The sequence below is a fragment of the Phyllobacterium sp. CL33Tsu genome, assembly GCF_900113985.1.
GTDB lineage: Bacteria > Pseudomonadota > Alphaproteobacteria > Rhizobiales > Rhizobiaceae > Phyllobacterium > Phyllobacterium pellucidum.
In genome coordinates this window covers 26,702-42,913 of record NZ_FORJ01000007.1, presented here as the reverse complement: position 1 = coordinate 42,913, position 16,212 = coordinate 26,702, and the positions used below count along the sequence as shown (strand labels likewise).

13 protein-coding genes are annotated in these 16,212 nt (G+C 59.8%); 2 read left to right on the top strand and 11 right to left on the bottom strand.

Annotated features, from left to right (window positions below):
* Positions 1 to 2 precede the first annotated feature (2 nt).
* Positions 3 to 953 (top strand): isoaspartyl peptidase/L-asparaginase, encoded by a 951-nt coding sequence (locus BM074_RS19915; protein ID WP_091924562.1) that lies wholly within the window; start codon positions 3 to 5, stop codon positions 951 to 953.
* On the top strand, positions 950 to 1,747 hold the full coding sequence (locus BM074_RS19910) for a transporter substrate-binding domain-containing protein (protein WP_091924559.1): 798 nt from the start codon (positions 950 to 952) through the stop codon (positions 1,745 to 1,747). Before BM074_RS19915 ends, BM074_RS19910 begins: the two co-directional genes overlap by 4 nt.
* A 40-nt stretch (positions 1,748 to 1,787) precedes the next feature.
* Here BM074_RS19910 and BM074_RS19905 read toward each other — a convergent pair whose 3' ends face one another.
* From BM074_RS19905 to BM074_RS19855, 11 genes are all read right to left on the bottom strand, one after another.
* The gene (locus BM074_RS19905) at positions 1,788 to 2,786 is read right to left on the bottom strand and encodes a LacI family DNA-binding transcriptional regulator (protein ID WP_027232964.1); all 999 of its coding nucleotides are present in this window, start codon (positions 2,784 to 2,786) and stop codon (positions 1,788 to 1,790) included.
* 150 nt (positions 2,787 to 2,936) lie between these two features.
* Entirely contained in the window at positions 2,937 to 3,956 is a 1,020-nt protein-coding gene (gene galE, locus BM074_RS19900; RefSeq protein ID WP_091924556.1) for a UDP-glucose 4-epimerase GalE, read from the bottom strand.
* Between the two features lie 57 nt (positions 3,957 to 4,013).
* On the bottom strand, positions 4,014 to 5,231 hold the full coding sequence (locus BM074_RS19895) for a hypothetical protein (protein WP_091924553.1): 1,218 nt from the start codon (positions 5,229 to 5,231) through the stop codon (positions 4,014 to 4,016).
* Positions 5,231 to 6,418 (bottom strand): polysaccharide pyruvyl transferase family protein, encoded by a 1,188-nt coding sequence (locus BM074_RS19890; protein ID WP_091924550.1) that lies wholly within the window; start codon positions 6,416 to 6,418, stop codon positions 5,231 to 5,233. The genes BM074_RS19895 and BM074_RS19890 overlap by 1 nt, the downstream gene beginning before the upstream one ends.
* A 45-nt stretch (positions 6,419 to 6,463) precedes the next feature.
* Positions 6,464 to 7,792, bottom strand: coding sequence for a glycosyltransferase family 4 protein (locus BM074_RS19885; RefSeq protein WP_091924546.1), 1,329 nt, complete (start codon positions 7,790 to 7,792; stop codon positions 6,464 to 6,466).
* The gene (locus BM074_RS19880; RefSeq protein ID WP_091924543.1) at positions 7,793 to 10,030 is read right to left on the bottom strand and encodes a glycosyltransferase family 2 protein; all 2,238 of its coding nucleotides are present in this window, start codon (positions 10,028 to 10,030) and stop codon (positions 7,793 to 7,795) included.
* A 16-nt stretch (positions 10,031 to 10,046) separates the two neighbouring features.
* Entirely contained in the window at positions 10,047 to 10,823 is a 777-nt protein-coding gene (locus tag BM074_RS19875; protein WP_027232969.1) for a hypothetical protein, read from the bottom strand.
* A gap of 11 nt (positions 10,824 to 10,834) precedes the next feature.
* Positions 10,835 to 12,091 carry a glycosyltransferase family 4 protein gene (locus BM074_RS19870; RefSeq protein ID WP_036815049.1) on the bottom strand — a complete coding sequence of 419 codons (1,257 nt, stop codon included), beginning with the start codon at positions 12,089 to 12,091 and terminating at the stop codon, positions 10,835 to 10,837.
* Complete coding sequence (locus BM074_RS19865) at positions 12,088 to 12,858, bottom strand: class I SAM-dependent methyltransferase (RefSeq protein ID WP_244533010.1); 771 nt, start codon at positions 12,856 to 12,858, stop codon at positions 12,088 to 12,090. The genes BM074_RS19870 and BM074_RS19865 overlap by 4 nt, the downstream gene beginning before the upstream one ends.
* Before the next feature lie 71 nt (positions 12,859 to 12,929).
* Positions 12,930 to 15,191: a glycosyltransferase family 2 protein gene (locus BM074_RS19860; protein ID WP_091924540.1), complete on the bottom strand. Its 2,262-nt coding sequence runs from the start codon at positions 15,189 to 15,191 to the stop codon at positions 12,930 to 12,932.
* Positions 15,192 to 15,263: 72 nt separating this feature from the next.
* Entirely contained in the window at positions 15,264 to 15,923 is a 660-nt protein-coding gene (locus BM074_RS19855) for a calcium-binding protein (RefSeq protein WP_027232973.1), read from the bottom strand.
* Between the last annotated feature and the right edge of the window lie 289 nt (positions 15,924 to 16,212).

Below are 16,212 nucleotides of genomic sequence, written 5' to 3'. Positions count from 1 at the left end.
ACATGATCCTCATCGCAAATTCCGAGGCCTGGCCCGGTTTCGAAAAATCTGTCGAGCTCTTGCAGCAGAATGCCCACGGCATCGATGCAATGGTCACCGGCATCACCGAGGTGGAGCGCGAGGTCAAGGTGCGCAGCGTTGGCTATGGCGGCTGGCCGAACATGCTCGGCAAGATGGAGCTTGACGCAGGCGTCATGGACGGAACGACGCGCGATGTCGGCGCGGTAGGTGCCGTGCCGGATACATTGGCCGTGGCCGCGCTCGCCCGCGAAGTCATGCGGCGGCTGCCGCACGTGATGCTGACCGGCGACGGCGCCCGACGCTTTGCAACCGAGATCGGATTTCCGCTCGACGACGTTCTTTTCGACGACAGCAAGCGTGTCTGGTGGCAAAGGCTCGAAAAGGAGCTCTCCTCAGAACAGTTGTCGGCGTTCCCCGACATAGCGCTCGCCCCCCTCAGCCGCGCCATCACCGACCCCGAACGGGTGCGCGACACCACTGTGTTCCTGTCGAAGGATATGGCGGGTGGCATCCATGCCGCCACCTCGACTTCGGGTTGGGCCTGGAAATATCCGGGCCGCCTCGGCGATTCGCCAATTGCCGGCGCAGGGTTCTATGCCGATAGCCGCTATGGCGCGGCCGCCTGCACCCACACGGGCGAAATGACGATACGCTGCGGCACTGCGCGCAGCATCGTGCTTGCCCTTCGCTTCGGCTACTCATTGCGAGAAGCGGTCGATATGGCGATCGACGATCTTGCCGAACTTGGCACCGGTTTTCTGGCCGGGGTCGTCGTTCATGCAATCGATGCGGCGGGCAATCATGACGTCGCAAGTTTCCGCTGCCCGGGAGAGATCAAATATTGGTTCTGGGAGCCACAATTATCGAAACCTGAGCTGCGGATTGCGAGGCAATACGATCCACGGCCCACAACACAAAGGGGAAATGCATGAAAACCATGATTGCAAGGATTGCCGCCGTTGCTATGACCGCGGCAGTGGCATTTACCGGCGCCGCGCAGGCCAGCAAGCTCGAAGAGATTCGCGACCGCGGCACGGTGCGCATCGGCGTTTCGCTCGGCGGCGAGCCGATCGGCTTCCGCGACGACAAGAACAATCCAGTCGGATATGACGTCGATGTTGCGACGCAACTCGCGGCCAAGCTTGGCGTGCCGGTCGAATTCACCGACGTCTCCGGCGATGCGCGCATTTCCATGCTCGTGTCCGGTCAGCTCGACATCGTTGTCGCCAATACGTCCGCGACGCTTGAGCGGGCAAAGACGGTCAACTTTTCCATTCCCTATAACCGCGCCGGCCTGCGCGTGATCGTCCAGAAGGATGCTGGCATTGCTTCGCTTAAGGACCTTGCCGGAAAGAAGGTCGTCGTCGGCCGCGGAACGACCGGCGAAAGCTTCCTGAAAAAAGCGGTTCCGGATGCTGAGCTGGTCTATACTGATAATTTCTCGCCGGATGGCGTCCTTCTGCTCCAGCAGAAGCGTGCCGATGCAGCGATTGAGGATTCTTCGCTCCTCGATTACCTCGCGACCAAAAACGACAACCTCATTACCCTTCCGGGCCTCTTTTCCAACGACCCGATCGGCATTGCCGTCGCCAAGGGCGACCCGGAATTTGTACGCTGGCTCGACATGTTCGTTTCGGACTACATCCAGTCCGGCGCATATGAGGCCAACTACAAGAAATGGTGGGGCGAAAAGGCCAATCCGCCGACGCTGAATCCGCTCTGGTAAATACAGGTATGGGCCGGCTTGCCGGCCCAATTCTTTTCGTTCAGGAACTGTCGCGCGCAACGAAATAGGTCGGAACCCGCACCAGAGTTCCGCCCGACCGAAACTCCTTCGGGTGCGTGAGGAACCGCAGAATCTCCTTGATATAGATCGACTTGTCATAGCCTATGGATGAAATCGGATAGGCCTCATACTCGGCCAAAGTCACGTCGTCGAAGCCATAGAGCCGAAAGGCTTTGGGACGCGTCTGCAGGACCCCGTCTCTGTGAACATCGAGCACGCCCATGGCCATAGCATCCGAAGTGCAGAATACCGCGTCCACCTCCTTCCAGTCGGGTGACACCGCAAGGCGTCGGCCGCTCTGGTAGGAATAGTCCCCGCGCAACTCGCCGGCGAGCGCGATGTCATTGCGTTGAAGTTCCGACCTGTAGTGTGCGACCCGTGCCTGCTCGACGGCCGATGCCGCACGCCCTGTCACGAGAAGAGCGGTGCGAACACCTTTGCCGGCAGCATCCGCAACTGCGGCCGTGATTCCGGTCAATTCGTCGGGAATAATGGCGGGCGCGGCGGCGTCGCGCATGCCGTTCAGCATCAGCACGCTGTCATTGCGAAACATCTTGCGCACGGTGGCGGCGTCGGCAAAGTCGGAGAAAACCAGCGCAGCGTCGACGTGATAGGCAATCCCGTTGCGCAGGAACTCCTCGATCCCTTGCGAGGACCCGACTCGAACGAAGATCACCTGCTTGCCGATGGACTGAATCTCGCTGATCAGGAGATCGAACAGGTCGAGATCCGAAAGGTCGTGGATATGATTGACCACCACGGCAACGAGATTGACCGTCTTCGTCGTCAGGCTTCGTGCGAGGAGGTTCGGCTTGTAGCCGAGCGTCTGGGCCGCCTTCAGCACACGTTCGCGCTTGTCGGCCGAGACCGGCCTCGGCTCGCTCGAAAGCGCGCGCGATGCGATTGCACGCGAAACGCCTGCGAGTTCGGCGACGTCGGCAATCGTCGGCTGTCCAGTCCCCTTGCGCGGCTCAATCATGCAACACAGCCCCCCTTTACGGTCCGGCTGCTCCCCATGGCGATCGGTGCGGGGTGGCGTCAGACCACCCTCCTGCTTAACCGGTTCGCCGCATGGGGTTCAATGATAAAAGCGTGATCGTCAGCCGCCCAGGCCTCGATGGACACTCGTCTAGACGTTGGCGAGGGTCTTTTCACGCTGTTTGGCTTCCCGCGCCTGCAGTTGCCGTTCCCATGCAAGCGCGTCGCCGACGATCAAATCGAGATCGTCGCGTTTTGGGGCGAAGCCGAGCAGGCTGCGCATCCGCTCGTTGCCCGCCACCAGGATTGCCGGATCGCCCGCTCGGCGCGCCGCGAGTTTGACCGCAAAATCCACGCCGGAAACGCGCTTCACCGCATCGATGATCTCGAGCACTGAGTAGCCATAGCCGTAACCGCAATTGGCGGCCGTGCTGCGCCCGCCATCCTCGAGATAGTTGAGGGCGCATAGATGAGCCTGTGCGAGATCGCTGACATGGATATAGTCGCGTACACAAGTCCCATCCGGGGTCGGATAATCCGTTCCGTAGACTTCCATATGCGAGCGTTCGCCCGTTGCGGCCTGGCTCGCGATTTTGATGAGGTGCGTGGCCCGCGGAAACGATTGACCGGACCGCAATTGCGGATCAGCCCCGGCAACATTGAAATAGCGCAGGGCGACATAGTTGAAATCAGGATAAGCGGCCGCCGCATCGCGCAACATCCATTCGGTCATCAGCTTGGACGTGCCATAGGGCGAGATCGGCTGGTGCGGCATATCTTCCGTAATCGGCGTCGTCTCGGGCTCGCCATATACCGCAGCTGTGGAAGAGAAGATGAAGTTCTTGATCCCTTCACCTATGGCGGTCTCGATCAGGTTTCGGGACTGGACCGTGTTGTTGCGATAGTAGAAGAGCGGATCACGCACCGAATCGGGCACGACGATCGACCCGGCAAAATGCAGGATCGCTGTGATTCCATAGCTGCGAATGACATCGCGGACCAGTGCCTGATCGCCGATATCGCCGCGCACCAGCGGTACGTCGCTTGGCACGAGCCATGGAAAACCGCAGCTGAGATCGTCGAGAACCACAACAGAACGGCCGGCATCCTTGAGCGCCAGCGTCATGTGGCTGCCGATGTAGCCTGCGCCACCGGTAACAAGAACAGTCATGGGAAGTACTCCTGAAGGATTGAGAAAGGTTTGGGGATAGACACGTCTGCCAATCGATTACTGCGCCGTTCCTCCTCCCTGTCCCTTCGCTGTTCCTCCCATTGAAATCGTGACCGGCACGCGCACGAGGTCCCTGTCCCAGGTGACTTTGCATCCGGTCAACCGATAGCGTGTGAAATAGATGAAGGCATTGTCCCCGGTATCCTGGAAAGACGATGCGTTTGCGTTGGGGTCGAGCAAGGCAGGGTAGAACACCCTGCCATCGGCCCCGCAACTCTTCTCCCACAGCAGCGGCGCTTCAAAAATGAGCCTTGGCTCCGACCAGTTCACCAGATCCTTTGAGGTCGATGCATAGATTCCGGAGGCGGTCTTGCCGTCCTCGGTGCGCCGGTCGCCGAAGACGGCAATGACTTCACCGCTGCCGCGATGTTCGGATATCGAGCCGATCATGCGGCCGATTTTATTTGTAGATACAGGCGCACAGACATGATCCTTCGCGTTTGCCGTCTGCTGGCGGAACGGATCGATGAATTGAACCGAGAATTCCTTGCCGTCCCAGGCGCGCCAAGAAGACGGATCGCCAAGGTCGCGCGTGCGCAACACGCAGTTGCCGCGCTTCTGGTCGCGATAGCCATCCGCGAAGACCATGGCGTAATACCAGCCGTCGCGCTGCATTATATTCGTCGGATTGGCATAGCCGACGCGTGCGTTGCGATCGTTCGGGAAAGGGTAGGGGAGGTTCGCAACCATCGGGCCGGCACCTGAGCCAGTTTCCGGTGCAAAGTTCTTGCCGCCATCGCGCGACACCAGGGCGGTGACCGTATTCAACAGGCAGGAACTATAGGATTTGTTGCTGCAAAGACCAGGGGCGCGATTGCCGCGCAGTTCCATATGGGCCAGCGCATAGACGGTCTTGCCATCGCCGGTCCACACACCGCTGATCCAGCCCATATCGTCATACTGGCCGAGGACATTGGATTTCTTCGCCTGGTAGATGACCGCACATTCGGGCTGCAAGTGATTGAGATCTGGGCCGCTGAAGCGGCGATTGTCATTGTGGCTGGCGATCAGGTGGACGTTGCCGTCAGAGTCGCGAAAGGCACGTGCCGGCGCATCGGGCACGTGCGACTTGACGCAGGCCTGCTTTGCCCAATCGAATACCATTTCCTCCGGGCCGGAAACGGCGAGCGTGGCGCTCGGCGTCTCCTGGCCAAGAGCAGGCCCAGCCACCGCCAGCACGAGTGCGGCGGCAGCTATGGCGAAGCAATTGCGCATCAGGCAACCTTGCGGACAGGTTCTTTAATGCGCTTGCTCGTGTCGGTCATCTTGTGGTCGACACCGTTTTCGGTGAGGAAGCGATGCATTTCACCATAGGTCTGGTACCAGGCGCGATTGTACTTGTCGAAGAGCGACTGATCCCAATAGTCCTCGAGCTTGAATTCCTTGTTGCTGAAGACGTCGAAGCTTGGAATCTGGTACGTCTCGGCGAACTCAACCGTACGGCTGTCATAGGTGAAGTAGATCGACGGGGTGCCGTTCGACAAGGCCATCAGGTTGCCGTGCAGGCGGTAGCCAAGGACGAGATCCTTCGACTGAACGAGATCCTCGTAGTCGGCAACAACGTCCGAATAGAACATGCGCTCGCGATAGAGCTTCTCGACAGTCTCGTCGAGGAACCAGTCAGAGACCCACTTGTTGGCCTTCAACGCTGCGATGGCTTCCTCTTTCTGCTCTTCCGTGCCGAAGACGAGCTTCTTTTCCTCGACTTCGCCTTGCGACATCAGCACGGCGTCGAAGCGTCCGGCAAGTTCTTTGACGAGGTCGCGATGGAACGTCAGGTAGCGCTTGATATCCTGCGCATAGGTCGGCGAGACTTCGCGTCGCATGGTGATGCCGATGTTCTGGACATCATCGAGCGCCGGCAACTTGATGCGCATTTCGGGATCGTTGCGGCGGAACGCCGTCGGGCAGCCGACGATGCGCACATTGCGGATACCGATGTCCCAGAGCACCTGCGCCGAATAGGCGCCGCGCACGCCGATAGACGCGGTTGAATCGGCCATCATGTGGAGGACGGTCTTGGTTTCCTCGGAAAGCTCGAGCTTGCCCTTGACCGGAGCCTGCGCGCCGATGCCGAAGGCAATGACCGGCAGGCCGAGACGCTTCAGAACCGGGATGGTCTGGCTCCAGCCCATCGACTGATGAACGTAGTTGGAGCCGCGCAGGAAGACGTAGTCATATTCCTCCCGAAGGCGGTCGATGTCTTCCATCTTGGGCTCAGCAATCGGCAGTACGCCGAGCTTGTCGTAATTCATCAGCTTAAGCGACGAGTCGAATACGAAAGCATCGCCAATATTGTGATAGTGGTTGATGCTGCGCTGAACATCCTTGTAGTTATACCAGCGAACACTGTCGTGATCGTACACTTCGCCTGAGGGGATCATTACGAGTACGCGTGCCATAGAAATTACCTCCGTTTGGCTTTCGGACTTTACGGTGTTTCAGCGTCAACTCGCTTGCGAGAGAACGATGTCCGCATTTGTCGTGACATTTATCGGTTGGTTGCGTGTCGATTTCAGTAGTCGTTCATAGAGTTCCAGGTGCGCCTCGGCACACTCGATGTGGTTGGTCGGTTGGCGGATAGTTTGGTGCAGGCGCTCCCAGATCGTCTGGTCGCTGAGAACCTCGGTGAAGCGGTCGGCAAGGTCTTCGGCGCTGCGGACGCGGAAATGCAGACCATCCTCGCCGTCGCGGACCTTTTCGGCCATGCCGCCGATATTGGAGCAGATAATCGGCCGCCGATGATGGAGCGCCTCCTGAATGACGATGGGGGAATTTTCCCACCACACGGAAGGCATGACCACCCAGTCGACCGACTGCATCAGGCGCGGCATTTCTGAATTCTGGTAGGCACCGTAGAAACGCACGCGCGATCCAGCGTCCTCGATGAGCTTTTCCATGCGATCCTGGAAATCGCGCGGCTGCTTTTCAAGATTGCCGCCGAAAATCATCAGGCGCGAATCCTCGCCCCAGACATCTTCGGGAACACGCGAGACCGCGTCGATCAGCACGTCGACGCCCTTGAATGGCGTCATCTGGCCGAAATAGGCAAAGCGGCCGCGTCGCGGCTTCGGTCCGGTCAGTTCGCGTGGCGGCGTCACACCATCAATGAAGATGCCGTTTTCGATCACGCTGAGTTTTTCGGGATCAAGGCCCCATTCGGCATATTTGCGCGCAAGGAACATGCTTGGGGAAACGAACCCGTCGGCGAGTTCGAGCATGCCGCGGACGAAGCGCTCACGCTTGAGGAAGCGCGCCGGCGGAATGTCGGGGAAGCAGCCGTGGCAATCAATGGGGGAGGCCTCGTTGCAAAGCTTGGCCGATCCCGCCTTCACCATCTGCCCGTGATTGTGGCAGATCGACAGGAACTCATGGAACGTGACGAGGATCGCCGTATCGGGCAGCGCCTCGCGAATTGCGTAAAGCGCCTCAAGTCCAAGACCAAGGACATGGTGGAAGTGCACCACATGGGGATTGAGGTCACCAACGAAGCGCAGGAGATCGCGGCGGATCTCGTCTGTATTGTTGTTGGAGAGATAGAAGTGATCGTATTCATCGGCGTGAAACAGGATCTCGTCGCTGCTGCGCCTAAGGCTCATCAAGGCCGTCGTTCCATGGCGCGGGATCGGATGGCCGGCGCGCGCGAGATAGACGGACTGGACGCCCGGAAGCGTATTCAGACCCTTGTGAAGATTATAGGAGGCGATTTCTGCGCCGCCCAGGGAAATGCTCGGGTGGGCGTGAGAGACCACGAGTACCCGAAGTTGTTCAGTCATCTATTTGACCTCCGATGGCATGCCATCTTTCGTTAAAATCTTAGCCCAGCGGGAATCGAATACCTGGCGGTCGATGCGCTCGATCAAGGCAATCGTCGAAGCCTTGTCGGAGACCGATATGTCGTCCGTTCCGAGCATCTGCGCCGAAGGCAGCCAATAGGACCTGAGGCCGGACTGCTTGAGTTTGAGGCCGAGATCGAGGCCCTTCTCATGCGTGCCGAGATAGCCGCGGGTGAAGCCACCCACGGAAAAAAGAGCGTCCCTCGGCAGAACGCAGCATTCGAAGGTGGCCGTGGCGACTTCCGTCGTACCCATGCCGGTGACGGCATCGATCGGGTAACCGGCATAGCGGCTGATGAGCGCCCGGTCGGACTGAGAGCCGGCAACCCAGGTGCCTGCCCAGCGGATGGAATCATCCTCATAGGCAAGGGTCGGCGACAGTACGCAGGCCTCGCGGTCATGATAGGCCGCAAGCAGCTTGTGGAACCAGCCATTGTTGCGCGGCAACAGCGACGCGGCGAGGAACACCACGGTCTCGGTGGAAACGGCGCGTGCGCCGACTTCGAGCGCATCGTAAAGGTCTTCCGAACCGCTCGCCGACACGAGCCGCAGGCGCAAGCCGTAGAAATTGGCCAGCCGGCGCACATGGACGCCGATACGGTCGATCAGTTCCGCAGCAGCGGCAATGACGATCGGCGCGCGGCGCGTTTCAGGGTCGAGCGCAAGAAGCGTCAGAAGCGGAGCGATTTCCTCAACACGTTCGTCGACGCCGATGACAATGGCCGGTCCTTCGGCTTCCTCGAAGGCGCCAACATCGACGACACCGAAGATCTCGGGCGCCGGGCGGCTGACGACGCGCAGCAGAGGCACGAGCTGCTGGTCGACAATATGGCGCAGCGCCCAAGCATTCGGATCGATAGCGCGGATCTGCCGGACAACCGCATCGCGCGAGGTGATGCGGGTCGGCGTCAGCGGCATGAAGGCACGGCGCGTATCGCTCAAGGTAAGTTCGAGATAGAACGGCGCCGTACTATCGCCCTCGAGCTCCGGTGCAAAAGCAACAAAGCCGTGAGCATGCCGGTTCGGGTTGAGGCCTGCATTGAACGGCGGCTGGTTGTCGAAGCCGCGGGTAACGTCAGGCCTGTCAATGCGCGTCCAGTTGCCGTCGAGCTGCGCTTCGCCGCGATGCCGCCGCAACTTGACGGCTTCGACGTGACTGTCGGGATCAAGCAGCCAGCCCGCGATCAAAAGGCCGCTGCCCTCGACGCGGTAGGCGTTGTCGATGCCCATGCGCACGGGAAATGGCAGGCTCGAAACCGTCTCGGCGCCGTCAAAGCGGTTGGCGGCGGAGCGCATACGCAAGAGGATTTCCGTCGAACTGCGAACACGCGGCAGGATCGCTCGGACGTGGCCGGGCGTCTCGCGGTTGCCGGCGATGACACGGCGGTCATAAACTTCGGTGAAGCGCCATCCGCGACGTCCGCGGAACAGCAACCGCTCGATATCATTCGGCTCGACCGCTTCGCTGGCAAGGAGCAGACCCGCAAATCCCGATGCCTGGTCCTGAAGATCCGGGCGGGCGAAAACACTGATCGAGCATTCGGCGATCGAAGGGGTTTTGCCGCTGATCAGGAGACGGGTCACCGAAGGTGTCAGGTCCTGCGCCCATCCCTGGACGAAGATTTCGCCTTCATCGCTGCCGCCGATAAGTTCGACACAGCCATCCGAGCGCGCGCCTGCCTGCAGCAGCGCGGTGATCGCCGAAAGTTTCTTGCGGCCGATCGGACCGGATATGAGCCCTTCCACAAGGCCGTCGATAACGACGGGCAGATCAGCCCCCGCAAGGTCGGTCACCATGGCGACGAGGTCGCCGATGGCGGCGGCGCGCCCTGCGAAGGCATAGCGTGTCGCCTGCGCCTTGTGCTGGAAGAGCACGGTCTTCAGCGATCGGCGGCGTAGGATATTCGTCGGCACGATGGCGACGAAGCCATGGGTACCGGCAGGCGAGGGCTCCTTCAGGTGCCAGCTGACAAGCGGCACTTTCAGGCTCATCGCCGGATCACCGTTCAGGAATACCGTGACCTGTTCGGAAGTCAGGCCGCCGATGCCGAGAACGAGAATGAGCGTGTCATCAATAGGGCATCCGACCACCATCTCGCCTTCCATCACCATCGGGTGACGTTCGGGCGCTTTGCCGGATCGGGACGCCGGCGTATGTTCTTTTTCGTCGGGAAGCACTTGCTACTCCATGATCTCAAGAAAAGGCAAACATCGCGACGGCGGCGCCGGCCGCGATGCCAACCAGAGTGAACAGCAGCAGAAGCAACGGCTTGGCCTCGCCGCCCGAACGCTTCTGCAGCGATTCGATGCGAGTCTCGAGACCAGCAACCACACCGTCCATACGCATGAGGTGAACGTCGAGTTCGGTTAGGCGCTGGTTGATGTCGCCGCGCAGCGTCTCAATTGAACCGCTGATATCAACGAGATCGACCGTCGGGCTGTTGCCGGCACCGTCGATGACCGTCGTCGCGTGGCGCTGGATCGAGCGCTGATTGACCTGAAGCTGGCGCTGCGACGCCATCAGCACGTCGAGCTTGTCGAGGATCCGCGTCATCGGCGCCGCAATCAACGCCTCAGCAGCCTGTTCATCGGGGCGCGGCACGCGCAGCGGATGCTGCTTGCCGGCAGTCGTAAGGGCGACAACGCTAAGTTCGCCGGCGCGCCGTACCGCAAATTCCGGCAACATCACGTCGAAGGCGTGAAGGCCATCGCCGATGCCGTTGCGCTTCAAGTCCGGCCGGTCGCGGTCGGCGACCGCCTCGGCGATCGGCTTGCCGTCCAAAAGCACGCGGATGGTCAGGCGATTGGCGGGCGTTGCCGGATCGAAGGCCCAGCCAAAGAGCCGGCTGTTGTCGATTGCGTCGACACGGCCCTTGATGCCCTGCTGGCTATTATCCTGTTCAGGCGTGGCGCTTGGAGCGGCTTGAGCTTGCGCTGGAGCCTGCGGCGCCACTTTTGTCACGATGGACATGGTGTACTCCTCTAGGCTGCGACACGCGCAGGACGCAGGCTCTCGATGAGTGCGAGATAGCGCAGTGCTGTCGTGTCGATGGTTTCGGGGTGACGCGCCCCATGGCTCAGGATCTCGCGTAGATCCGGGTCCTCCACGATACGCCGCATGGCTGCGGCCAGCGCCGTCGGGTCATTCGGCGGAACAGTCAGGCCGTTGACGCCGTCCTCGATCATCTCGGCCATGCCGCCAATATTACTGGTAATGACAGGGCAGTTCTGGCCTTGGGCTTCCTGGATGACCAGGGGCGCATTTTCCCACCAGATCGACGGCATGACCATGCAATCCACGGCACGGATCAGGCCAGCAATGTCGTCGCGGCGGTAGGCTCCCCGCCGTTGCACCACCGGCGCGGTTTCGGCGAACAGCTTGTCGATCGACTCGACGAAATTTTCGCTCTGGAAGGGAGCGGCGCCGTGAACCCGCACCTCGAAATCGAGACCTTCGGCAATGAGTTGCTTGGCCGCTTCGAGCAGGACCGTGCCGCCCTTCCATGGGTTCAGATTGCCGAAATATCCAAATACCGGCTTGCGACGTGCAGGCGCGTCAGTCTGCGCCGGAGCCGGGCGTTCGGGCTGGCCGTTCGGAATAAGGCTGATCCTCTCTTCCGGCAGGCCCCACTCGACATAGCGCTGCCTGAGGAAGGCGCTCGGAGCGACGTAGCCATCGACAACGCTCAGGAGAGATTTCAGATGGCGCTCGCGCAGGACGAACTTATCAAGCGGAATATCCTTGAAACAGGCATGGCAACGGTCGGGGCTTGCGCCGTAGCAGAGTTCCTTTTCCTTCGTTCGGACCATCAGACCGTCGTGGTGGCAGATCGGATAGTAGTCATGCAGGGTCATGACGATCCGGCAGTCCGGCAGCGTACGGCGGACGATGTGCGGAAATTCTGCGCCGAGCAGCAACAGGTGATGCAGGTGCACGATATCGGGGCGGAAATCCTGCAAGAGTTCAACAATATCCGGAACGACGCCGTAAAGGTCGATCTGACTCATGAAGAACCGGTCGAAATGGCCGGACCACAACAGGACCTCGTCGCCACTCGAGCCGATGCTCTGGAAGCTCGTGCCCGGGCGCTCCTGACGATGGATCTGGTTGGTGGCGCCGAGAAACAAGGCCTCACAGCCGGCCCTCTGGTAGGCGCGAAAAAGATCGTGTGCAAAGATTTCGGTCCCTCCCGGATGAAGGGCCGGATGGTTGTGGGCAGCAACGAGAACGCGCGTCATCGGCCGTCCTCCCTGTATTCTGCGATGAAGACGTCCTGGTAGTGGTCGGCGGGCACGCCGCGCCAATGACCAAGCGATTTCGTAACGACCGAAAGCCCGGCACGGGTCAATGCGCGATCGAGGAAGCCATCATCGAAGCCAACCGCCGCAAGCGGCGGCATTTCCGGCACGAACCAGCACGGACCTTCGTCATAGCGCTGGAACCCGAGACGCGCGTCACGCTTCTTCGATCTGTTTTCTTGTGCGGACTGATCGACGACGAATGCAGTCATGAAAACGCGCCCGCCAGGAGCAAGCACGCGTTCGACTTCGCGGAGATAGGCGGTGACTTCTTCGTCGGGCAGATGGGTGACAACCGAAGTCATGATGATGAAATCGAACTGGCGGCTGTCGTAAGGCAGCTTCAGTTCGAGACCGTTGATCTCGCCCTTCGGATTATAGAGCGAGTGGGCGATATCCACCTGACGGAACTCGAAGTTCGGGTAGGCGGGACTGACCATGCGCTGGCACCAGTTGATACCCCCGGCAACGGGGTCCATGCCGCAATAGCTTCCACTATCGCCGTCAAGATATTGCGTGAGCGGGACCGCCATGCGCCCGATGCCGCAGCCGATGTCGAGTATGCGGCTTTGCGGCTGCAGGCCGCCCATGCGAATGAAGTGGCCAAGAAATTCGGCGCCCACAGCCTGGAAATCGCCATCGCCGACAAAGATGCTGTCAGGATCAGGGCGCGGCAGGAAGCGGTTGCGCAACACGGCATCCGTCAACCAGCGGACATGATCTTCGTTGAAGGGGAGGTGACGCTCGGCCCGAGCCTGCTTCAGTGCGATTACCTCGTTCAAGCTGCACTCCTTTTCGACTTCTCGGCGACGAAGTCGGTCACGGTTTCGTCCGCAGCCTCGTCCACGTAAGTCGTCATCAATTCGGTGATATCTTTGTTCCAGCGCTTGGTGTGCAGCCAGGAATTGTACTGGCTGGCCAGCCCGCGCATGTAGTCCGGGCTGCGGCGTATCGAGCGCCGCTCGAAATGGTAAAGCGAAACCGCCGGCTGATAGGCAATCTGGAAGCCGATCTGGCGGATCTTCATGCACAGATCGCTGTCTTCGTAGTCACCGATGATATAGTCCTCGGTAAATCCGCCGACGAGATCGTAAATATCCTTGCGGGTGACAAGACAGGCGCCCGTAACCGCCGGGACAGTGCGCGCAATCTGTGCCGGCGCATAATTGCCGGGCATGCCCTTGTGGAAATGATGGTTGAGCCAGACATTGCGCCGGTCGGGGGCGAAATAGAGCCCGGCGTGCTGCAGCGAACCATCCTCGAAGAGCAGCTTCGGACCGATGGCGCCGAGCTTCTTTTCTTCGAGCAAGGGCTCGACCAGCGGCCCGAGCCAGCCTGCTTCGGTTGGCACGACGTCGGAATTCAGCATGACGAGCACGGTGCCGCTTGCGAGGCTAGCGCCGGCATTGCAGGCGCGGGCATATCCGCCATTCCGGTTCATGATCGCAAGCTTCATCGGCAGGCCGTGGAGCAGATGCAGGCCGCCGAGAAGGTGCTCCGTATCCTCCTGGATTTCGGGCGAATCGAGAACGTAGATGAGTTCCGCATTGGCAACGAGCCACGGATCGGTCGCCATCGCGGAAAGCTGGAAACGCAGGAAGTCGAGGTTACGGTAGAGCGGTACAACGATCGAAACGAGGGGGGCAGCCGGCATCACGCCGAACTCTTTCGTATCGGCGATGCGAACCGTCTTGCCGAGCTTGCGCTCGACCTCGGTGAGGGCAGGCGCCAGGATATTCTCGAAGACTTCACTGCGCGCATGCTGCGGCGGAACGGCGCGCAGGATCCGGTTGCGCTGCGCTGCGGGCTCGAATGGCTGCAGCGGCGGAATAAGCGGTGCAGTCGCCCCGGAAGTCAGCCGCATCTGGAATCGCGGCTGCAGCACCGGACCCGCAGAGGAGGTTTGCGGCACCCAGGCGACAAACCCGGTGACATCCGCGCCCAACCCGTCTTCGCGCGCCTCGGTCTTGCCTGCGAACTTGTAGAAATTAGGCTTGAGCGGAAGGATGCGGCCTTCTTCGGTCAGATATTCGATACCTGCAAGCATGGAGGAAGGATCATGCGTCCAGCCGCCAACGAGCAAGCCGCCATTGAGCGCAAGGGCAAGGTCGATCTCAGCGGCGGGATGAGTCTGCGACTTGGCGATCTGCTTGGCTGTCAGCGGCATGCGCATCTGCATGTCGATCGCCGTTGCAATGCCTGCAGCGGGAATTTGGGCAAGCTGGCGCACGAGGAACTCGCGGAGCTCGGGATGTGCCTGGTTCTTGCTCCACCACTTCTGGAAATCGCCGGGGGCAGCCTCCCGATCCGTCAACTCGCGAATGGCGACGCCGTTCTTGCCGGTGAGAATGATATGGAAGGATTGCGGAAGTGTTTTCGCCGACTCAACGAGCAAGTGGCATGGTTGCCAGCCCTTGCGGACGCGGGAGCCGATGACAAACTTCGAAGGCAAAGCTGAAACTGAATTGGAGCCGATCGCATAGATCGAGGTAACGTCGCCAAGTTCGGGATCGATTGCCGTCTCAAGCAGATGCTGGCCCTCGAGCGGTTGCGCACAAACGCGAACCTTGCGCGGCTCGGGGGCGAGCGCTAGCGCGACTTCACGCACCACGCTGGCAAAGACCTGATTCTGCGAGAGCCGGAACATGCTGCGCCAGGTGCTAAGGAGATTTGTGAGCAGCTTGATATGGCCCGCTGCCGAAAGGTTGTTAACCGCCCGATCGACGTCGAGATGCGGCAGCTCGGCCGCCGGATAAAGCAGCGTCTGTTCTGTCGGCCCAAGCGAACCCGCGGAAAGCGTCAGGCCAATCGGTTCGTCCTTGGTGCGCATGGCCCAAAGGACGCGGTGCCCGCCGGTTTCAAGAGGAATATTGAGGCTGACCAGAGGAACAGGCTGTTCCTTCGATTCAAGCACGCATTTGGTTGACGCCCGCATTGCGCCGGGCAGATCCCAGATCAGGACAGCAATGTCCGTGCAGAGCCGGGAGACATAAATACTCTCAGTATCGCCTTCAATGTCCGTCGAATGGTCGAGGTTCAATACACGGCCCTTTCATTCATAGCGGAAGGAACGCGCCCCGCATGGAGCGGAGCGCGCAATTTGATTTCACGATCAATGAACGGTGAAATAGTTGTCCGGATGAGCCTGCACGTCTTCCGAGCTGGTGTTGACCAGCGTGACGGAATCGCCATGACCGAGGTCCACGACAACATTGTTGCCGACCTGGGTAACGCGCGACGCGAGGTCGTCTGCGGAATGGATGTCCTGGCCGTTGATACCGCTGGAGATCTGGAGGATGTCTTCCCCAGGGGTAAAATCGAGCACGACATCGTTGCCGCCACCACCGGTGAACTGGAACACGTCGTTACCGGCACCACCGATAAGGACGTCATCGCCAGCGCCACCTGCAATGAAGTCATTTCCGGCGCCGCCGAGAAGAACGTCGCTCCCCGCACCACCAAACAGCGTATCGTTGCCTGCTCCACCCTGGAGGACATCGTCGCCCTTGTCGCCGAAGAGAACGTCATCGCCGTTGCCGCCGCTCAGAACGTCATCACCATTTCCACCGAACAGAACGTCCGTTCCCTCGCCGCCGAACAGAGCATCATCGCCCTTGTCGCCGAACAGGAGATCGTCCCCCTCATCACCAAAAATCGTGTCATGACCATTTCCGCCAAAGACAACATCATCACCGCCATGGGCGCGGATGAAGTCGTCGAAACGCGAGCCAAACAAAACGTCGTCGTAGGCGCCGCCTTCTAAAGTGGCCATCTGCTTCTCCTTCTGTCCTGCTTTGAGTTTACAAAATGCCGGAGCTGTTCCGACGTTTATGCTTTAACGATTGTGCACTGCACCAAATCGAAATGCAACCTAGTCATGGAATATAAATGTGGCAACACATAGTAACAATTTATTACACGGATGTATTATGATATGTAATAATTCGTGAAAGTAATTTATATTTTCCGAGATACTACTTTGGATCTGGATATTAATTGGAACTACTTTATTTCTAAATTTGAAGTAATCTAGAAACATAGGGAAATAAGGGGCAAATCGC